The sequence below is a fragment of the Vicinamibacterales bacterium genome (assembly GCA_041659285.1).
Lineage (GTDB): Bacteria > Acidobacteriota > Vicinamibacteria > Vicinamibacterales > UBA2999 > 12-FULL-67-14b.
The window spans coordinates 265,238-285,561 of record JBAZYO010000001.1 but is presented as its reverse complement, the minus strand read 5'-3'; the positions used below and the strand labels follow the sequence as shown (position 1 = coordinate 285,561).

Annotated in this window: 18 protein-coding genes; 10 read left to right on the top strand and 8 right to left on the bottom strand. The window is 67.3% G+C overall.

The window, feature by feature from the left end; genetic code table 11:
- Positions 1 to 20: 20 nt before the first annotated feature.
- From WC815_01300 to WC815_01290, 3 genes are all read right to left on the bottom strand, one after another.
- On the bottom strand, positions 21 to 443 hold the full coding sequence (locus WC815_01300; GenBank protein ID MFA5907390.1) for a BrxA/BrxB family bacilliredoxin: 423 nt from the start codon (positions 441 to 443) through the stop codon (positions 21 to 23).
- 150 nt (positions 444 to 593) lie between these two features.
- Complete coding sequence (locus WC815_01295) at positions 594 to 947, bottom strand: Hpt domain-containing protein (protein ID MFA5907389.1); 354 nt, start codon at positions 945 to 947, stop codon at positions 594 to 596.
- On the bottom strand, positions 947 to 1,597 hold the full coding sequence (locus tag WC815_01290; protein MFA5907388.1) for a response regulator: 651 nt from the start codon (positions 1,595 to 1,597) through the stop codon (positions 947 to 949). Before WC815_01290 ends, WC815_01295 begins: the two co-directional genes overlap by 1 nt.
- Before the next feature lie 39 nt (positions 1,598 to 1,636).
- On the opposite strand from WC815_01290, the gene WC815_01285 reads away from it, so the two are divergent.
- Positions 1,637 to 2,920 (top strand): amidohydrolase family protein, encoded by a 1,284-nt coding sequence (locus WC815_01285; protein MFA5907387.1) that lies wholly within the window; start codon positions 1,637 to 1,639, stop codon positions 2,918 to 2,920.
- 159 nt (positions 2,921 to 3,079) lie between these two features.
- Here WC815_01285 and WC815_01280 read toward each other — a convergent pair whose 3' ends face one another.
- Positions 3,080 to 4,765 (bottom strand): D-aminoacylase, encoded by a 1,686-nt coding sequence (locus WC815_01280; protein MFA5907386.1) that lies wholly within the window; start codon positions 4,763 to 4,765, stop codon positions 3,080 to 3,082.
- A gap of 184 nt (positions 4,766 to 4,949) precedes the next feature.
- On the opposite strand from WC815_01280, the gene WC815_01275 reads away from it, so the two are divergent.
- From WC815_01275 to WC815_01235, 9 genes are all read left to right on the top strand, one after another.
- The gene (locus WC815_01275) at positions 4,950 to 6,002 is read left to right on the top strand and encodes a diaminopropionate ammonia-lyase (protein ID MFA5907385.1); all 1,053 of its coding nucleotides are present in this window, start codon (positions 4,950 to 4,952) and stop codon (positions 6,000 to 6,002) included.
- Positions 6,003 to 6,275: 273 nt separating this feature from the next.
- Positions 6,276 to 7,538: an HlyD family efflux transporter periplasmic adaptor subunit gene (locus tag WC815_01270; protein MFA5907384.1), complete on the top strand. Its 1,263-nt coding sequence runs from the start codon at positions 6,276 to 6,278 to the stop codon at positions 7,536 to 7,538.
- Positions 7,539 to 7,567: 29 nt separating this feature from the next.
- Positions 7,568 to 8,272, top strand: coding sequence for an ABC transporter ATP-binding protein (locus WC815_01265; protein MFA5907383.1), 705 nt, complete (start codon positions 7,568 to 7,570; stop codon positions 8,270 to 8,272).
- Positions 8,273 to 8,287: 15 nt separating this feature from the next.
- The gene (locus tag WC815_01260; protein ID MFA5907382.1) at positions 8,288 to 10,696 is read left to right on the top strand and encodes an ABC transporter permease; all 2,409 of its coding nucleotides are present in this window, start codon (positions 8,288 to 8,290) and stop codon (positions 10,694 to 10,696) included.
- Between the two features lie 104 nt (positions 10,697 to 10,800).
- Positions 10,801 to 11,469 carry an ABC transporter ATP-binding protein gene (locus WC815_01255; protein MFA5907381.1) on the top strand — a complete coding sequence of 223 codons (669 nt, stop codon included), beginning with the start codon at positions 10,801 to 10,803 and terminating at the stop codon, positions 11,467 to 11,469.
- A complete protein-coding gene (locus tag WC815_01250) occupies positions 11,459 to 12,820 on the top strand; it encodes a sigma-54 dependent transcriptional regulator (protein MFA5907380.1) in 1,362 nt (453 codons plus the stop codon). The genes WC815_01255 and WC815_01250 overlap by 11 nt, the downstream gene beginning before the upstream one ends.
- A gap of 52 nt (positions 12,821 to 12,872) precedes the next feature.
- The gene (locus WC815_01245; GenBank protein ID MFA5907379.1) at positions 12,873 to 14,198 is read left to right on the top strand and encodes an ATP-binding protein; all 1,326 of its coding nucleotides are present in this window, start codon (positions 12,873 to 12,875) and stop codon (positions 14,196 to 14,198) included.
- Positions 14,199 to 14,226: 28 nt separating this feature from the next.
- The gene (locus WC815_01240) at positions 14,227 to 14,667 is read left to right on the top strand and encodes a hypothetical protein (protein ID MFA5907378.1); all 441 of its coding nucleotides are present in this window, start codon (positions 14,227 to 14,229) and stop codon (positions 14,665 to 14,667) included.
- The gene (locus WC815_01235) at positions 14,664 to 15,329 is read left to right on the top strand and encodes a phosphonatase-like hydrolase (protein ID MFA5907377.1); all 666 of its coding nucleotides are present in this window, start codon (positions 14,664 to 14,666) and stop codon (positions 15,327 to 15,329) included. The genes WC815_01240 and WC815_01235 overlap by 4 nt, the downstream gene beginning before the upstream one ends.
- 77 nt (positions 15,330 to 15,406) lie before the next feature.
- On the opposite strand, the gene WC815_01230 is transcribed toward WC815_01235, so the two are convergent.
- The 4 genes from WC815_01230 to WC815_01215 are packed head-to-tail and all read right to left on the bottom strand — an operon-like array spanning position 15,407 to position 20,323.
- Complete coding sequence (locus WC815_01230; GenBank protein ID MFA5907376.1) at positions 15,407 to 15,838, bottom strand: hypothetical protein; 432 nt, start codon at positions 15,836 to 15,838, stop codon at positions 15,407 to 15,409.
- The gene (locus WC815_01225) at positions 15,835 to 16,668 is read right to left on the bottom strand and encodes a cytochrome b/b6 domain-containing protein (protein MFA5907375.1); all 834 of its coding nucleotides are present in this window, start codon (positions 16,666 to 16,668) and stop codon (positions 15,835 to 15,837) included. Before WC815_01225 ends, WC815_01230 begins: the two co-directional genes overlap by 4 nt.
- Positions 16,653 to 17,666, bottom strand: a complete 1,014-nt coding sequence (locus tag WC815_01220; protein ID MFA5907374.1) for a xanthine dehydrogenase family protein subunit M — start codon at positions 17,664 to 17,666, stop codon at positions 16,653 to 16,655. Before WC815_01220 ends, WC815_01225 begins: the two co-directional genes overlap by 16 nt.
- A 14-nt stretch (positions 17,667 to 17,680) precedes the next feature.
- Entirely contained in the window at positions 17,681 to 20,323 is a 2,643-nt protein-coding gene (locus tag WC815_01215) for a xanthine dehydrogenase family protein (protein MFA5907373.1), read from the bottom strand.
- Position 20,324: the final 1 nt, after the last annotated feature.

Below are 20,324 nucleotides of genomic sequence, written 5' to 3'. Positions count from 1 at the left end.
GTGCCGAGGGGTCTGACCCCCTAGCAGTGCTGTTCGAAGGCCTTCTGCAGTTCCGCGGCGATCATGTCCGACGACCGCGTCTCGATGTCTTTCCGCTCCATCAAGTACACCAGCTTGCCGTCCTTCATCAGGCCGATCGACGGCGATGACGGCGGGTACGGCGCGAAGTGCGTGCGGGCGGTCTCGGTCGCCTCGACGTCGGCGCCGGCGAACACCGTGGCGAGATGATCCGGACGCTTCCCCTGTCGCAGCGCGAGCGCAATGCCGGGCCGGGCCTTGCCGGCCGCGCAGCCGCACACCGAATTGACCACGATCATCGTCGTCCCGGACTGCTTGACGGCGGCCTCGACGGCGTCGGGGGTCTTGAGGTCTTCGAAGCCCAGGCGAGCCAACTCCGCGCGCATGGGCGCGATGAACGGTTCTGGATAGCGTTGCACGATCATGTGAATTGAATCCCCTTCGAGAAATCCGGCGTCTTACCTTTCATCATTGTAGCTGGAATGGTTCCCACCGAGCGTATTTCCCCGGTCAACCGCGCGTGGGTGTCAGCGGGGGATCGGCGCCAACGCCGAGGCGTTCCTCGATCAGGCGTTCTAAGCCGTCAGCCGGTGAATCTCGGCCTTGACGCGAGCGAATTCGGCGTCAAGGGATTCGACCAGGCCGGAACCACTCGACACGTCACCGGACCTGCCCAACTCGTCCAGCAGCCGGCAGACGGCCAACATGGCGTTCGCGCCGATGTTCCCGGAGCTGCCCTTCAACGAATGGGCAACCCGCTGCAGCTCGACGGCATTCCCCGCCTCGCAGGCCGCTCGCAGCCGGGCGAGCCGGCCCGGCACATCATTGAGGAACAGTTCCAGTACTTCCTTGAGCACGTCGGGTTCGCCCGGCGGCGTGAGCTGCCGGAGGCTCTCGATGACGAGCGGGTCCAGCACCGGGGCCGCCATCAGCGTTCCTTCTTCTGCCGCCGCTGGGCTTCCGTCACGTCTTCCAGTGCATCGAGCTGCGGTTTCACGAAGCGCTCATAGCAGGTCGGGCAATAGCTGTGTGAGAACGAGACGCCGGAATGCTGCTGGAAGTAGGTCTCCACCTTCTCCCAGTAGTTCTGGTCGTTGCGGATCGACTTGCAGTACGCGCACATCGGCAGCAGGGTCTGCAGGGCCTTGACGTTGGCGAGGGCCTCCTCGAGGCTCCGCACGCGCTCGGCCAGGGCCGCCTGCAGGTCAACGACGCGCGCGCCGACGTTGACGCGCGCGATCAACTCGTCTTCGTTCGCGGGCTTGGTGACGTAGTCGTTGGCGCCGCCCTTGAGGCCGGCGACGATGTCGGCGGATGAGTCGCGCGAGGTCAGCAGGATCACGTAGGTCGGGGCCTGATCGCCGCGCGCCCGGATGCGCTGGACGACTTCCGGCCCCTTGAGTCCCGGCATTTCCCAGTCGAGCAGCGCAATCGCCGGCGGATTCAGCACATCGAGCAGGCGCCAGGCCTGTTCGCCATCCGTCGCGAACACCACGTCGTAGCCGGCCTTCTTCAACATCGCCCCCACCACCGTGCGCGACACGGGTTCGTCGTCGGCGACCAGGACCTGTAAGGGCATGTGACGATGTTAACACTGCCGGTGATAAGCTTCCGCGCCATGCGCAACGCACACGCCCTATTTGCAGTCGTCGCCCTCACGCTCGCGAGCGCGGCGCCGGCCAGCGCCCAAGTCACCGCATTTGTGGGGGGACGGCTCATCGACGGGACGGGCCGCGTCATCGACAACGGCACCCTCGTCATCGACGGTGGGCGCATCGTCTCGATGGGGCCCGCCGCCTCGACCACCGTGCCGGCGGGCGCCACCCGCGTCGAGGTCAAGGGCAAGACGCTCATGCCGGGCCTGGTCAATGCGCACGGACATCTCGCCGCGACCGCCGGGCTGCGTGCCGACCCCGCGTCGTACACGCGCGAGAATCTCACGCGCCAATTGCGGACCTACGCGCAGTACGGCGTGACCACGGTGTTCAGCCTCGGCGACGATCAGGCCGCCGGCTTCGACCTGCGGAACGAACAGACGTCCGGCCCGCTCGATCGGGCCAGGCTGTTCGTGGCTGGGGCGGTGATCACCGGCGACACCGCTGAGGCCGCACGCGCCATGGCCGGCAAGGTCGCCGAGATGAAGCCCGACCTGCTGAAGATCCGCGTTGACGACAACCTGGGGACCGGGCGCAAGATGCCGGAGGCGGCCTGGCGCGCCGTCCTCGACGAGGCGCACCAGCGCAACCTCAAGGTCGCCGTGCACATCTACTCGCTGGCCGACGCCAAGGCCACGCTCGCCGGCGGCGCCGACTTCATTGCGCACAGCGTGCGCGACGTGCCGGTGGATGACGCGTTCGCCAACGCGCTCAAGAGCCGCGACGCCTGTTACAGCCCCACCCTGACGCGCGAGATCTCCACCTTCATCTACGACAGCACCCCGCCGTGGGTGGACGACCCGTTCTTCGTCAAGGGCGTGACCGCCGACATCGTGGCGCAGCTCAAGGACCCGAAACGGCAGCAGCAGATCCGGATCAGCCCGGCGTGGAAGGCCGGTCAGCAATACAAGGCCGGACTCGAAGTCGCCAAGCGCAACCTCAAGATGCTGGCGGACCGCGGCGTGCGCATCGCGTTCGGCACCGACACCGGACCGCCCGCGCGCTTCCAGGGTTTCTTCGAGCACCTCGAGCTGGAGATGATGGTCGAAGCCGGCCTCACGCCGATGCAGGCGCTGGTCTCAGCCACCGGTGATGCGGCGCGCTGCCACCAGCGAACCGGCCAGTTCGGCACGCTCGCCGCCGGCGCCGCGGCGGACATCGTGATCCTTGGCGCCAACCCGCTCGACAACATCCGCAACACGCGGAGCATCGAGCAGGTGTGGATCAACGGCCGCAAGATCTTCTAGGCCGCCGAGGGGAAACACAGCCGCAGATTAGACGCCGATTTCCCAGGTTACCTTTTGAGGCCTATCCAGATCTGTGATTTCCAGAATTGTGTTTTCCGGATCTGTGTCTTCTAGATCTGTGTTTAATCTGCGGCTGTACTTCGCGCCTTAATCTGCGGCCTATTTAGGCCGGCGCGCCGGCCCATACACCGGCCGGCCGGGCCGCGCGCCGGTCAGCCCTCTCGGATCGAGTACCGGCACGCCATTCACGATGACGTGCGCGATGCCGGTCGGGTATTGGTGGGGCCGCTCGTAGGTGGCGTTGTCTTTGACCGTGGCCGGATTGAAGATGACCACGTCCGCCAGCATCTGCGGCTGGATCAACCCGCGATCGGTGATGCCCATCTGCCGGGCGGCCGCGCCGGTCATGCGGTGCACCGCGTCGGGCAGCGTCAACACACGGTCGTCCCTGACGTACTTCGACAGCATCCTCGGGAAGGAGCCGTAGGCGCGCGGGTGCGGCGCCCCCTGCGCCAGGGCGCCGGTGGCGCGCAGCGCCGACGAATCGGTTCCAATCGTCACGAACGACGACCGCAATCCGGTCGTCACATCCTCCTCGCTCATCATGTGGTACAGCGCGCCGATGCGGCCGCCGCTGTCGATGAGCAGCCGGAAGTAGACCTCCCACGGGTCAGCCTTCCGCTCCGTCGCGATCTGGCTGATGCGCTTGCCGATGATGGACTGATCCACCTCCTTCGGCGCCGACGCCACCTGGATGCCGTCGAAGGTCGTCGCCTGCAGCAGGTTTTCCCAGCCGTCAATTTTCGTTTCGATCTCGGCCCGGGCACGCTTGCGGACGTCCGCATCGGCCAGACGCGCGAGCATCTTCTCGCGTCCGCCTTCCTGCACCCACAACGGCAGGGTCGCCGCCAGGCTGGTGCCGCCCGCGGTGTAGGGATACATGGTGGCGCTGACCTTGACCCCGGCGCGGTTGGCCTTGTCGATCTTGTCGAGCGCCTCGGGCATGCGCCCCCAGTTGGCCTTGGCGCCCACCTTCAAGTGGTAGATCACCACCGGCAGTCCGGCATCGCGGCCAATGCCAATCGCTTCGTCGAGCGCGTTGAACAGATTGAAGCTCTCGCCGCGAACGTGGGAGATGTAGATGCCGCCGTACTTGGCGGCCACCTTGGCCAGGGCGACCAACTCGTCGGTCTTGGCAAAGGAGCCCGGCACGTAGATCAGCGCGCTCGAAAGGCCCAGCGCGCCATCGCGCATGGCCTGATCGACCATCGCCTCCATTCGCGACAACTCGTCCGGCGTCGGTGGGCGGTTGTCCATCCCGATGATGGTGCGCCGCACGGTGGTGGCGGGCACGAAGGTGCCGAGGTTGATCGTGGTGCCACGTTCACGCAGGCGCTCGAAGTAGCCGGCGAACCCGGTCCAGTCGAACGCCGCCCCGAACGGGGTGAGCGCATCGGTGTCGGCCGTGTCCTGGGTCCAGAACGCCGGCGATCCGCCTTCTCCGATGATCTCGGTGGTGATGCCCTGGCGCAGGTGGCTCTCGCCGTTGCCGTCGGCCAGCAGCGTCGTCCCGGACTGTCCTTGCACGTCGATGAACCCCGGCGCCACGACCAGGCCGGTGGCGTCAATCGCCCGGCCGGCCGTCGCCGCCGACAGGTCGCCAATCCTGGCGATGCGGTCGCCGGTGATGCCGACGTCCACACGAAGCGCCGGCCCGCCATCCCCGGCCAGCACGTCGCCGCCCCGGATGATCAGGTCGTAGCGCGCGGGCTGAGCGCAGCCGGGAGGCAACGTCAGGCAGACACCGGCCGCCAGCGGAATGAGCAGCGCGCGAATGAACCTCATGGCGCGCAACTATAATCGCTTCACCATTTCTACCCAAGCGACCGCCTCCGCATATCTCCCTAATGGTCCGGCTAAAGCCGGACACCACATCTGGCCTCCGCCAGAAGCCGGACCGGCCATGTGGCGTCCGCCTTTAGGCGGACCCGAAGCTCGCGGGCTCTTCACAGCCGACGAGTATCGCCAGGTGCGCGCGTTCTTCGAGGCGCGGCCCCAGCTGGCGCCGACGCCGCTCCACCACCTGCCCGCGCTCGCCCGCGCGCTGGGCGTCGGCCAGGTCCTGGTCAAGGACGAAACCGGCCGCTTCGGCCTGAACGCCTTCAAGCTCCTCGGCGCGCGCTTTGCCATCGAGACCTTGAGGGCGGAGGGCACGCTCCAGCCCGGTCACACCGTGGTCTGCGCCAGCGAGGGCAATCACGGACGCGCCGTGGCCCGCGCCGCACGCGAGGCCGGGTGCGCCGCGCGCGTGTACATGGCCGCGGATGCCGCGCAATCACGCGTGGATGCCATCGCCGGCGAGGGCGCCACGGTGATCCGCGTGGACGGTTCCTATGACGATGCGGTGCGGATGCTGAGCGCGGATGCGGACGCGAACGGCTGGACGATCGTGTCGGACACGTCGTGGGATGACTACGAACGTATCCCGCGCCTGATCATGCTCGGCTACACGCACATGATGGATGAGATCGCCGAGCCGGCGGATGTCGTGTTCGTGCAGGGCGGCGTCGGCGGGCTGCTCTGTGGCATCGCGAGCTGGTGTGCGTTCCACGCCCCGGAGCGCAAGGTCGTGTCGGTGGAGCCCACCACGGCGGCTTGCCTCCTGGCGTCGGCACGGGCAGGCCGCCCCACCGCGGTGGCAGGCCCGCTCGCCACCACCATGGCGGGCCTTCGCAACCGCGAAGTGTCGCCGCTCGCGTTTGCTTCGGTCCTTCACACGGTAGCGGCCTACCTCGCCATCGACGACATCTGGGCGCATGAGGCGATGCGAACGCTTGCTCATCCGGCCGGCGGTGACCCGGCGGTCGCCGCCGGCGCCTCGGGATCCGCCGCGCTCGGTGGACTCCTCGCCGTGTGCCGGGAACCGGCACTGCAGGCGGTCCGCGAGCGTCTCGGCATCGGCCAGGCCACGCGGGTGCTCGTCCTGGTGAGTGAAGGGGTCACTGACCCGGCGCTCTGGGCCACCGTAGCGGGTCCGGCCAAAGGACAGGACACAGCCGCATCAGGTTCTGGAACTGTCTAGTCTGTGTCTAATCTGCGCCTAATCTGTGGCTGCTGTGGCCATCTCTGTGGCTGGGGCCGGGCCGGCCATCCGCGGCCAGTCCCATCGACGGCCCGGCGCGTCCCACTGGCGAACACCCCGATCGCCCCAGGATGGAACCTTCAGGCTCTAACTCTCGTTTTTCCAATATGTTGGGCCTGCCCGGCAGGCTGGCACAACCCTTGAGTATGGAATGTGAAAACCGGTGCCATCGTTTTCGATGGTGATCACCGTCTAAGCAGGGCAATCAGAAACATGGACATTCAGCGTCCCGCATCCGTCGCGCAAGCCAAGAAGCGCAAACAGATCATGTTTGGCGTCGTTGGCGTTCTTGTTATCGGCCTCGTTTCGGTGGTGCTGGCCAGGCTCAAGCCGGCTGCGCCCACCGTTGAACGGGCCACGGTCTGGGTGGATACCGTCAAGCGCGGCCCCATGCTGCGGCAGGTCCGCGGCCTCGGCACGCTCGTTCCGGTGGACGAAGCGCGCCGGTGGGTGCCCGCCTCCACGCAGGGCCGCGTCGAGCGTATCGTCTTGCGCCCCGGCGTCCAGGTGACGCCCGACACCATCGTGCTCGAACTGAGCGACCCGCAGGCGCAACAGGCGCTGAGCGACGCCGAGCAGCAGCTGCGGGCGACCGAAGCCGACTACGGCAGCCTCAAGGCCCAGCTCGATACCGAAAACCTCAACCAGCGTTCGGCCGCCGCGATTGTCGAAGCCGACTACGAAAACGCCCGGCTCGAAAAAGAGGTGAACGAAGGCCTCGCCAAGGACGGCCTGGTGTCGAACCTGCTGCTCAAGCAGTCCACCGTGCGCGCCGAGTCGCTGGCGACGCGCGACAAGATCGAGAAGGAACGGTTGAAGGTGAACGCGGCCAGCGTGATGGCCCGGCTGCAGGCGCAACAGGCCCGCATCGACCAGCTCCGCTCCCTCTATGCCCTGCGGCGCCAGCAGGTGGACCAGCTGCGCGTGCGCGCCGGCATGACGGGCGTGCTCGAGCAGGTTCCGGTGGAGGTGGGCCAGCAGGTCGCGCCGGGCACCAACCTGGTGCGCGTCGCCGACCCCACCCGCCTCAAGGCCGAACTCCGCATTGCGGAGACCCAGGCCAAGGATCTGACCATCGGGCAGGTGGCGCAGGTCGACACGCGCAACGGCATCATCCCCGGCCGTGTCATCCGCATCGACCCGGCGGCCACCAACGGCACGGTCACGGTGGACGTGGCGCTCGAAGGGCCCCTGCCCCGCGGCGCGCGGCCGGACCTGAGCGTGGACGGCACGATTGAACTGGAGCGCCTGGATAACGTCTTGTATGTTGGGCGCCCGGCGTTCGGGCAGGAACAGAGCACGGTGGGCCTGTTCAGGCTCGACAAGGCGACCGGCGAAGCCAGCCGCTCGCAGGTCCAGCTTGGCCGCAGCTCGGTGAACACCATCGAAATCCTCGGCGGCCTGGCGGAAGGCGATGAAGTCGTCCTGTCCGACATGTCGGCCTGGGATCAGTTCGATCGCATTCGGTTGAGGTAAGTGGTTTCGCTACTTTAAGGAGTCTCCTGATGAACGCTTCCGCGCAGCCCCTGATTCGCCTCAACGGCATCAAGAAGGTGTTCTACACCGACGAGGTCGAGACCCACGCCCTGGCCGGCATCCACCTGGAGATTCAGCAGGGGGAATACGTCGCCATCGCCGGCCCCTCGGGCTGCGGCAAGTCAACGCTGCTCGCCATTCTCGGCCTGCTCGACACCGCGACCGAGGGCACCTACACGCTGAACGGCAACGAAGTGGCCAACCTCTCGTTGTCGGAGCGCGCCCGCGTGCGCAACCGCGAGATCGGGTTCATCTTCCAGAGCTTCAACCTGATCGGCGACCTCACCGTGTTCGAGAACGTCGAACTGCCGCTCATCTATCGCGGCATGAAGACGGCCGAACGCCGCGAGCGCGCCAACGCCGCGCTCGAACGCGTCGGCATGGCCCACCGCGCCAAGCACCTGCCCTCGCAGCTCTCGGGCGGTCAGCAGCAGCGCGTCGCCGTGGCCCGCGCCGTCGGCGGGCAGCCGTCCATCCTGCTGGCGGACGAACCGACCGGCAACCTCGATTCCAAGAACGGCGAAGCGGTCATGGATCTGTTGCGTGAGCTGCACCGTGGCGGTGCCACGATCTGCATGGTGACGCACGATCCGCGCTACGCGGCGCACGCCGACCGCGGCATTCACCTCTTCGACGGCCGCGTCGTCGAAGAGAACGTCGGGACCGCGGTCTAACGAACGGAGGCAACGGTGGGCGTGCTGAGCCAGGACATTCGGTACGCCCTCCGCTCCTTCATCCGCGCGCCGGGCTTCACGCTCGTCGCGCTGCTGACCCTCGCCCTCGGCATCGGCGGCACGACGGCGATCTTCTCGGTCGTTGACGGCGTGGTGCTCCGTCCCCTTCCCTACCCGGATTCCGATCGCATCGTCAGGCTGACTCGCGCACAGGACGACCGGCTCGATGGCGCCTACTCGGCCGCCGATTACCTCGACCTCGTTCGCGGCCAGACCAGGTTTTCGCACATTGCCGGCTATCGCCAGGACATTCTCGACCTGACCGGCCGCGGCGAGCCGATCCGCGTGGCCGGCATGCAGACCACGGCGGCGTTTTTCGACGTGCTGGGCGCGACGCCACTGCTCGGCCGGACCTATCACGCGAACACCGACCAGCCGGGTGCCACCGTCGCGGTGATCGGGGAAACCATCTGGCGCCAGCAGTTCGGGGCCGACCCGAACATCGTCGGCACGAAGATCCGCCTCAACGGCAATCCCACCGAGATCATCGGCGTCGTGGCCACCGCCGTGCGCCATCCGCAGCGGGCCGACGTGTGGACGCTGTCGCCGCTGATCGTGCCGGTGTCACCGGTTCCAGCAGAGCCTGGCACGGATCCGTTGAGCGTGCGGGCCGTGAACTACTTCACCGGCATCGCCCGGATCGCGGCCACAGCCACGCTGGGCGACGCGCGCGACGAGATCAAGGCCATTGCGGCCCGGCTCGAGAAGGAGTATCCGGAGACGAATGCCGGGCAGACGTTCAACGCGGTGCCGCTCGCCGAGAACCTGATCGCGGGCGTCCGCTCGGCGTTGTTCGTGCTATTCGGGGCGGTTGGCTTCGTCCTGCTCATCGCCTGCGCCAATGTGGCCGGCCTGTTGATGGCACGCGGCGCGGCCCGTAAACGCGAGTTGGCGCTGCGCACCGCGCTTGGCGCGGGCCGAGGCCGCCTGATCGGCCAACTGCTGACCGAGAGCCTGGTGCTGGCGCTCGCGGGGGGACTCGCGGGACTGCTGGCCGGCTCGTGGATCCTGACGCTGCTGGTGCGCCTGGCGCCGGAGAACCTGCCACGCCTCGATGAAGTGTCACTCGACTGGCGCGTCGCCCTCTTCACCCTGGCCGCGACGCTGGTGGTCGGCGTCACCTTCGGCCTCGCGCCCGCGCTCTCGGCGTCGAAGCCCGAGCTCAACACCGATCTCAAGGACGGCGGCCGCAGCGGCTCGCCGCGCACCGCGGGCCGCAGCATCCTGGTGGTGTCGCAGGTCGCACTCGCGCTGGTGCTGCTCATTGGCGCCGGCCTGATGCTGAGCAGCTTGTCGAAGCTGCGCGCGGTCGACCCTGGCTTCCGGACCACCGAGCTGGTGTCGGTGGAACTCCTGTTGCCGCAGGCCCGCTACAACGAATCCCGTCAACGTGATTTCTATACCGGCATGCTCGAACGGCTGCGCGCCAACCCACTGACGGCGAAATCGGCGCTGCTGTTCCCCTTCCCGCTGCGCGGCTCGAACGCACAGGCCGGCTTCCAGGTGATCGGCCAGCCGCAGCGGAGCCCGGCGGATCGCACCACGGCCGAGCTCAACATGGTGTCAGACAGTTACTTCCAGACCGCCGGGATGCGGCTGTTGCGCGGCCGGGAATTCGCGGTCAGCGACGGCCCCGACGCGCCGCCGGTGGCGATCGTCAACGAGGCGGCCCTCAAGGAGTTCGGCGACAAGGATCCGATTGGCTCCGAGGTCGACCTGGGCGGCCGTGTCACCGTGATCGGCATCGTGTCCAATGCGCGCCGCAGCTCGCTCGACACGCCGCCGCGGCCGGCCGTCTACCTGCCCTACACGCAGTTCGTGCTGCCCTACATGGGCGTCGCGGTACAGACCACGCAGGGGCCGGCGGCGATCCTGTCGGCAGTCAAGGCAGCGGCCGGGCAACTCGATCCCGATCTCCCGATCGGCGACGCAAAGACCATCGAGCAGGTCATCGACGAGTCCACCGGGCAGCCGCGCTTCCGCTCCTTCCTGATCGCGAGCTTCGCGGTCCTGGCGCTGTTGCTCGCCGCGGTCGGGGTCTATGGGCTAATCAGCTTCACCGTGGCCCAGCGCGTGCCCGAAATCGGTGTGCGGCTGGCGTTGGGCGCCAACCCCTGGCAGGTCTTCCGCCTGGTGATTGGCAATGGCCTGCGCCTCGCCGGCACCGGGGTCGCTCTGGGACTCGCGGCGGCCTTCGCCGCCACCCGCCTGGTCAGCGGCCTGCTGTTCAACACCAGCACCACCGACCCGGTAATCTATGTGTCACTGTCGGTGTTGCTGCTGACGATGGCGGCGCTCGCGTGCTATGTTCCGGCCAGGCGCGCCATGCGCGTCGACCCAATGACCGCCTTGCGCTCCGAATAGGTTGCCAAATCACCCGATCACCCAAATCCGAAGATAGACAATCACAATCACCAGATCGCCAGATCGCCAGACCGCCAGATCACCACATCATCCGTTGCGCCCCCATGATCAAACTAACCAGTATTGAAAAGTCCTATCGCCACGGTCTGTCGCAAACCTTCGTCCTGCGCCGCGTCAGCGCGGAAATCCGCCAGGGCGACTTCGTCTCGATCATGGGGCCCTCCGGTGCCGGCAAGAGCACGCTGCTGCACATCCTCGGCATGCACGACAGCGCCTGGACCGGCGAGTACTGGCTGCACGACGACCCCATCCACCAGCTCTCGGCCAAGGACCGCATGCGGGTCCAGAAGCAGCACATCGGCTTCGTGTTTCAGAGCTACCACCTGCTCGACAACCTGACCGTGTACGAGAACATCGACCTGCCGCTGTCGTACCGCGACGTCAAGAAGGCCGAACGCGAGGGCATGGTCGCCGACATCCTCGACCGCTTCAACATCGTCGGCAAGAAGGACCTGTTCCCGAGCCAGTTGTCGGGTGGCCAGCAGCAGCTGGTGGCCATTGCCCGCGCGGTGGTGGCCAAGCCGACGCTGATTCTCGCCGACGAGCCGACCGGCAACCTCCATACCGATCAGGGCAAGGAGATCATGGAGCTGTTCCGGCGCCTGAACGAGGCCGGCACCACCATCGTGCAGGTCACGCACTCGCAGGCCAACGCGGCCTATGGCAAGCGCGTGATCAACCTCAAGGACGGCTGGATTGTCGATGAGAACTGATCCGCCGTCCCGGATCCTCATTGCCGACGATCAGGCCGACGTCCTCGAAGCGCTGCGATTGCTGCTGAAGCCGGAAGGCTTCGTGATCGACACCGCCGCCTCGCCGCAGCAGATCCTCCGCGCGCTCGAGCTCAAGGACTACGACGTGGTCCTGATGGACCTCAACTACACCCGCGACACCACGTCCGGCGATGAAGGCCTCGATCTGTTGCAGCGCATCCATACCGCCGACGAGTCGCTGCCGGTGGTGGTGATGACGGCCTGGGGCTCGGTGAACATCGCGGTGGAAGCCATGCGGCGCGGCGCCCGCGACTTCGTGCAGAAGCCGTGGGACAACGAGCGGCTGCTGTCGATCGTGCGCACGCAAACCGAACTCGGGCGCGCCATCCGCCGCGGACGCCAGCTCGAAGCCGCCAACCAGGCGCTGCAGTCGGATGGCCGCTCGCCGATCCTGGCGGAATCCGCCGCCATGCGGCCCGTGCTCGAGATGATCGCGCGGGTCGGGCCGTCAGATGCCAACGTGCTGATCAGCGGCGAGAACGGCACCGGCAAGAGCCTGGTGGCGCAGGCCCTCCACGCCGTGTCGCCGCGGGCCACCCGCCCGATGGTCACCGTCAACGCCGGCGGCATGGCCGAGGGCGTGTTCGAGTCGGAGCTCTTCGGCCACCTGAAGGGCGCGTTCACCGACGCCAAGGCCGACCGCGTCGGCCGGTTCGAGCTGGCCGACGGCAGCACGCTGTTCCTCGACGAAATCGCCAACGTCCCGATGACGCAGCAGCAAAAGCTGCTGCGCGTGATCGAGACCGGCGAGTTCGAACGCCTGGGTTCATCGAAGACGCGCAAGGTCAGCGTCCGCCTGATCTCGGCGACCAACGCCGACCTCAACGCCGAAGTGGCCGCCGGCCGGTTCCGGCAGGATTTGTATTTCCGCCTCAACACCATCGAGATCCACCTGCCGCCGCTGCGCGATCGGCGCGAGGACATTCCGCTGCTGGCCCGGCACTTCCTGCGCCAGCACGCGCAGCGCTACCGCAAGGTGCTGTCGGGATTCGACCCCGCCGCCATGCAGGTGCTGATGGACCATCGCTGGCCCGGCAACGTGCGCGAAATGGATCACTCGGTGGAGCGCGCGGTGCTGATGTCGCCGGGACCGACCATTCGCGCCGGTGACCTCGGCCTGCGCGCCGACGGCGGTTCCACCGCGCGCCTCGAAGACATGAGCCTCGAGGAAGTGGAAGCGTTCCTGATCAAGAAGGCGATGGCGCGATTCGGCAACGTCAGCCACGCCGCCCGGGCGCTGGGCCTGTCGCGCAGCGCACTGTACCGCCGCCTCGAGCGGTACAAACTGTAGGGCACCCCTTAAAGGGGTGCCCTACGAGGGTGCCCCACATACAATGGCTACCGTGTGGCGGCGCGTTCGCCTCGATCAGCAGATCTTCCTCCTCGCCTTCGGCGCCGGCCTGCCCGGCGCCGTCACCGCCCTTTGGATCCTCTGGACCGAGCCGTACACGCCGAAGGTGCAATGGACGCTCACCGTCTTCATCCTGACGGCGCTGTTCGGCCTGGCGGCGTCGGTGCGAACGCGGGTCGTGGTCCCGCTGCAGACGCTCGCCAACCTGCTCGCCGCCCTGCGCGAAGACGACTTCTCGATTCGCGGTCGCACCAACAACCCTGACGATCCCATGGGCGCGGCGCTGATCGAGGTCAACGCCCTCGCCGAAACCCTGCACGAGCAGCGACTCGGCGCCGTCGAGGCGACCGCCCTGCTGCGGACGGTGATGGAGCAGATCGACGTCGCCGTGTTTGCCTTCGACCCTGAGCACCGCCTGCGGATGGTCAACCGCACCGGCGAGCGCCTGATGGGCAAGAGCATGGAGCACATGCTCGGCCGCACCGCCGACGAACTCCAGCTCACCGAATGGTTCGGCGACGCCCCGCGCGTCGTTGACATCTCGCCGCCGGGTGGCGGCCCCGGGCGCTGGGAGGTCCGTAAGACCACGTTCCGCCTGGGCGGTCTGCCGCACGACCTGCTGGTGCTCTCGGACGTGAGCCGCCCGCTGCGCGAGCAGGAGCGCCAGGCGTGGCAGCGGCTGATCCGCGTGATTGGCCACGAGCTCGGCAACTCGCTCGGCCCCATCAAGTCGATCGCCGGCACGCTCGAAACCCTGCTGCACCGCGACCCACCGCCCAGCGACTGGCGCGAAGACATGACGCGCGGGCTGCAGGTGATCGCATCGCGCACCGAGTCGTTGAGCCGCTTCACCGGCGCCTCCGCCAGGCTCGCCCGCCTCCCGGCACCGCGGCTGGCGCCGCTCGTGCTCAAGCCGTTGCTGCAGAGGGTCGCCGGCTTCGACACCCGCGTGCCGGTGGTGCTCAAGCCCGGGCCGGATGTGACGGTGGACGCCGATGCCGATCAGCTCGAACAACTGCTGATCAACCTGCTGCGAAACGCCGCCGATGCCTGCCTCGAAGTCGGCGGCTCCACGGTGACCACCGGCTGGCGGCGCACCCGCGCCGGTCTCGAGATCTTCGTGGAAGACGAAGGCCCCGGCCTGTCGAATACCGCCAACCTGTTCGTGCCCTTCTTCACCACGAAGCCCGGCGGCTCTGGCATCGGCCTCGTGCTGTGCCGTCAGATCGCCGAGGGACACGGCGGGTCGTTGACGCTGGAGAATCGCAAAGACACGAGGGGCTGCCGCGCGCGACTGACACTGCCGCTCGAGACGTGACGCGGTGGTACGATAGTCCCTGCCCCTCATGACCGACGACGAGCTGTTCGACGCGTTTGCCAGCACCGCCCTGCCGGCGGATCAGTTCCATCACGAACAACATGTCCGCGTGGCCTGGATGTTCGTGTGCCGCCATGGCCTGCCGGACGCCCTCGGTGAGTTCACCGCTGCCATCAAGCGTTTCGCGGCGGCAAAGGGCGCGCACGGCCTGTATCACGAGACCATCACGTGGGCCTTCCTGCTGATCATCGGCGAACGGCAAGCCCGCCAGCCGGAACCGACCTGGCCCGGCTTCGCCGCCGCCAACCCGGATCTTCTCGCGTGGAAGCCATCGGTCCTGGAGCGCTACTACTCGACGGAGCTGTTGATGTCGGAGCTGGCGCGGCGCTCGTTCGTGATGCCGGATTTGGTCCGCCTAACCGCCTTCGCCGAGGCTTCGGCGGTCAAGAAGGCGGACGCCACATCGTGAGCCGACCCGTCCTCGTCGTGTTCGACATGGCCGGTACCACGATCGAAGACCGCGGCCAGGTTCCGGCGGCCTTTGCGGCGGCGCTCGCCGCCCATGGCATCAGTGTCACACCCGAACAAATCAACGCCGTGCGCGGTGCGTCGAAGCGGCAGGCGATCCGGCATTTGGTCCCGGACGGTGTGCATCAGGCCGACCAGGCCGCGCGGGTCTATGCGGCCTTCCGCGCCGCGCTCGCGGCCCGATACGAGGCGAATGGCGTGCGGCCGATTGCCGGCGCCGGCGAGGTGTTGGGCGAGCTGCGCGCGCGGGGCATCAAGGTGGCGCTGACCACGGGGTTCGACCGCGACGTCACCACCTTGCTCCTCTCGAAGCTGCAGTGGTCCTCGGGCGTCGCCGACGCCATCGTTTGCGGCGATGACGTGGAGCACGGGCGGCCGGCGCCTGATCTGATCCATCGTGCCATGTCGATGCTGGGCGTGGCCGATGCCGCGACCGTGGCCGCCATCGGCGACACGACGCTGGACCTGGAGGCCGGCTCGCGCGCCGGTGTCGGGTGGAACATCGGCGTGCTCTCAGGCGCGCATCGGCGGGATGCCCTGGAGCGCGCGCCGCATACGCACCTGATTGATTCGGTGGCGGATCTTCTCGACGTCTGGAAATAGAAAAGGCCGGCACTAAGGTGCCGGCCTTTGGGTGTTGATGCGAAGGGGTCAGACCCCTCGGCACGACCTACTCGGGGTCAGACCCCTTTCGACGCCTTGAGAATCTCATCAATGACGAACACGTCGGTGAGGAGCGCGCGCACGTGAATGGACGCATTCACGTTGTCAACCATCTGCGAGCTGATGCCGGGCTGGCCGAGCAGCAGGCGAAGGGCAGCCTGAGTGGCCGCCGCGTCGCGTGACAGCACTTCCAGGAAGGCGTCGAGCGCGTCTTTCGGGCCCACGCCAAGCGCCTTCGCGCAGTCGCGGTAAGTGTCGGGCAAGCCCGCCAGCGCATCGGCAAAGCGGGTCAGGTGATCGCGGAGCTGCCCGCTATTGGCAGCCCCTTGATCGGTTGGCAGTCCCTGGGCGGCGTAGCCCAACATCAGTTCGTAGCCGCCCTCGATGGCGTCGGCGCGCCGCGCCAGCTCTTCGCGTGCCGCCTCAGGCGTCAGGTTCCCCGAACTCAATTGGAACCGGACTTGTCGGCGACCCAGCGATCGGGATCGTGGTGTTCGAGATACTGGCGGCGCGTGATGGTGCCGAAGATCATCGCCTTGGTGATCCACAGCTTCTCGGGGCGCAGCGCGAAGTAGATGTGGGCAATGACGAGGCCGACAAAGCCGACGCCCATCAGGCCGTGCACGACGTAGGTGAGGCCCCACGTCGCGTCGGTCAGGATGTAAGGATTGCGCTCGACAATACCGGTGCGCACGCGCCACATCATCAGGATGCCGGAGGCAATCACCGAGAGGCCGGCCACGAGCACGGCCAGGTGATACAGCCGGTTACCGAGCGGGTACTTGCCCGACTTCGGCCCCGGCGCGTCGATGCCCACTTCACGCAGCATCTCGGCCTTGAATTCCGGGATGTCTTTCGGCCCCACCCAGATCGACCAGAAGTCGAGGACCAACGTGGCGTGGACGATGTGGAACATGACCGAGGCGGTGAGCAGGATGCCGGCCATCCAGTGCCAATACACCCAGGCGAACCTCACGCCGACGATCGGCAGGAACGCCGTGAACAGCAGTGTCAGCATGCTGAACGCCATCACCCAGTGGAACACCCGCGACACGAAGCTGTGGCGCATGATGTTCGCAGGGAGGCCCTTGTACTCGGCCTCCATGCGGTCCACTTCCGACGATTCGCGCTTGCGGTGCTGCGAGAACAGCATGTAGCCACCGTGCGCGAGCAGAAACAACAGGCCGCCAACGAGCGCCGCCCAGAACAGATCCCATGAGATATGGGTGAGAACTGAATCACCCCATGGGCTGCGCGCCCAACTTACGAGGTTGCCCATTCAGCCTCTCCACGAATGGCGCGCTTGACCAACGCCTTGACCAGCGGAATCTTGTAGGCGTTGTGACGCAGCGGCACCGCACCCTGCACGGCGAGGTCGGCCGCCAGGTCGGCGGTGGCCTTGTCGCGTGGCTTACCCTTGATGGCGGCTTCCACCGCGTCGAGCCGGTACGGCTCGGCGGCGACGCCGTTTACCACCATGCGCGCGTCACTGATCGTCGAACCCGACATGTTCAGCGAGGCGGCGATGTTGACCAGCGCGAAGTCCCACACCTGGCGATCGCGCACCTTCTCGAAGTAGTGCGCCTTCCCCGCCCACGTGGCCGGGATGCGAATCGCCGTGAGCAGGTCGCCCGGCTGCAGCACCGTGAGCCTGGTGATGTCGATGCCGGGGCCGACGAAGAACTCGCGGGCCGGCACGACGCGCTCGGCGGAGCCGCGTTTGATCACGAACTCGGCGTCGAGCGCGATCAGCGCCGGCGCCGTGTCGGACGGGTTCACCGCGACGCAGCGATCGGCGTTGAAGATCGCGTGCTCGCGGTTCACTGAGGTCGGCGTGTCGGCGTAGCAGATGTTACCGCCGGCGCGGTAGCAGGGCCAGCCCGCGCGGTAGTACCAGCAGCGCGCGTCCTGCGACACGTTGCCGCCGACGGTGCCCTGGTTGCGAATCTGCGGCGAGGCCACAATCAACGCCGCCGCGGCGAGGAGCGGGAAGCGCTCCTTGACGAGCGGGTTGTTGGCGACGGTTGTGAGGGTGGTCATCGCGCCGATCTCGAGGCCGCCGGAGGCGTCCTTGATCCCGCGCAGCTCGTCGACCATGCCGAGGTCAACGACCACTTTCGGCTTCTTGATGCGGTCCTTCAACCAGTCGAAGGTGTCCATTCCGCCGGCCATGACCCAGGCATCGGCGCCATGGCGGTCGAGGATTCCGAGCGCATCTCCAACACTTGCGGGTTGGAAGAGCTCGAATGCCGGCATTACGTCGCGAATCGGTGGCATCTTCGTTATCCCCTTTAGATGAACGCCTGAAGCGGGTTGGCCATCATCGGCTTGCGGCCGTTGGCCAGCGCCGCGGCAATATGTTCCGGCTGCACCGGTGTGCGCCGGATGATGTCGTCACCGACCGCGTCGGCCAGCGCCGCCAGCACCGCGCCGGCTGCCGCGACGGTCGAAGGCTCGCCGATGCCTTTGGCACCGGTCGGGTTGGTCGGATCCGGCAACCCAACGGCGCCCCACTTGGCGTTGATTGGGACATCGAGGATCGTCGGCGGCTTGTTGTGATGCAACCGCGTCGAGAGGCCGGCGCCGTAGTGCGGATCGTAGACCAGCTTCTGGCTGCGAATGTGACCAATGCCCTGGAGACTGCCGCCATTGATCTGGCCGCCCAGCGAGTTCGGGTGAATCACCGTTCCGACGTCGGCGACGCCCACGAAATCAACGATGGTCCAGACGCCGGTTTCAACGTCGACCTCGACTTCGGCAAACGCCGACATGAAGCCGTAGGTCTGGCCGTCGCGCGGCAGATTGTCGCGTGCGACGCCCATGAGGCCGCGACCCTTGTGCGCCGCCGCTGCGGCCTTGGTCATGGCATTCAGTTCCTTCGGCACTTCCGAGCCGTCGTAGATCCCGCCGAGCGCAATCGCCCGTTCGGCCGCCTTGGCCCACGTCAGCCGCAAGCCGCCGCCCTTGCGGATGACGCCCTGCGCGTTGGTGTCGTACTGATCCGCGGTGCCGCCGAAGTCCTTCGCGGCAATCTCGGTCAGCTTCTTCTTGAGGTCGGTGCCCGTGGCGAAGTTGGCGCGGGTGTGCGCATACGTCGTCTGGCTGCCGGCCTGGATGGACGACCACGGCAGGCCCTTCGAGGTGTTGCCCCAGACCACTTCGCAGTTCTCCCACGGCACATTCGCCACTTCGGCGATGACGCGCGCCGTGTCGATCACCGAGTGCGTGCCGAGGTTGCCGATGCCCTGGTGAATTTCGAGCTTGCCGTCAGGCCGCAGGACGCAGAGGCCATCGACACCGATTGAGCCGGCGGTATAGGCACCAGTGCCGACGCCGATTCCCCGCACCTTGCTGCCCGTGCGCTTGCCGCTGTTGGCCTTGCGCGCTTCCCAGCCGAATAGCTCGGCGCCCTGATCGAGGCACTCTTTGACGAAGCAGCTGGTCAGCTTGTTGCGCGGACGTCCCGGCGGCGTGTTCGGCGGAACCAGTCCGAACAAGGCCTGTCCTTCGGGCGCGTTCAGCTTTCGAATCGCGACCTGGTCGATGCCGAGCTTCTTCGCGGCTTCATGCACCAGCGGCTCGAACCAGACCGATGCCTGCAGCCCGCCGGGCGCGCGCTGCGAGGTGGGCGGGGGCGTATTGGTCGCCACCGAAAGGCCGCGGAAGCGCATGTTCGGCGCTTGGAACAACAACGAACCGAGGTTCGCGGTGGTCGAGTGGTCGCCCTGACGGCGGTACGGACCGGCGGCTTCGACGATGAAGGTATCGATCGCGGTGACGCGGCCGTCCTTCTTGAAGCCCATCTTGATCCAGCCCTGATAACCGGGGCGGACACGGCCGATGTAGGTCTCTTCCGCGCGCGAGATGCGCATCATCACCGGGCGGCCGTTGAGCTTCTTCGACATCAGCGCCGGGATCGCCATGGACTGCGCGCCCGGAATCTTGCTGCCGAAACCGCCGCCCGTGTACTCGCTGATCAGCACGAGCTCGTCCGGCTTGATGCCGACCCAGCCGGCCACTGACGCGACCGTGCGCGCCAAGCTCTGCGTCGACACGTGCATGTAGCACTTGCCGTTCTGCCAGTACGCCATGGCCGACCGCGATTCGAGCGGCTGGTGCGTCGTGGTCTGTTGGTACATGTCGCGCTCGACGATGAGATCGGCTTCCTGGAAGCCCTTCTCGACATCGCCGAAGACCGCGGTCTCGGTGGCCTCGGCGCCGGACGGGAACTTGCCGGCGTCGACCATCGCCATGTCGGCGGCGGTCCACTTCACCGTCTTCATGCTGGGGCCGACGAACACGTTGCCCTGCGTGCGTCCGTTGGGCGTTCCGGGGCGCATGCCCTCGAGCGGATCGATCACGAACGGCAGCGGCTCGAACTCCACGACGATCTTGTCGATGGCTTCGGCGGCGAGCTCTTCGCTGTCGGCGGCGATGGCGAGAATCGGCTCACCTTCGTAGACGGGCTCGTCGGTGAGCGCGAACTCCTGCGGCATCGGCGGAGCGGGCGGCGCAGCCGGGGCTGCGGCGCCTGCCGCACCAGCGGCGGGAGCGGCCGCGCCCGCGGCGGGCGCTCCCGCTGCGGGAGCCGCGCCAGCAGCCGGCGCTCCGGCGGGCCGCGCGGCAGCTGGCGGCGGTCCGGGCGGCGCCGGCGCTGCCGGCAGATCCTTGGCCGTCAGAATGCCGTGCACGCCGGGCATCGCGAGCGCCGCGGAGGCGTCAATGTTCAGAATCCTCGCGTGCGGACGCGGGCTCGGCATCAGCTTGATGAAGACCATGCCTTCGGCACGGTAGTCTTCGGCGTAGCGCGCCTTGCCGGTGACCTTGGCAACCAGGTCTGGCGTGACGTAGTTGTGGCCGAGGAGCTTGAACTCCATCTTCTTGGGTGGCTCGACCGGTTGTGCCGGCGCGACTGGCTTCTGCTGTTCAGCCATG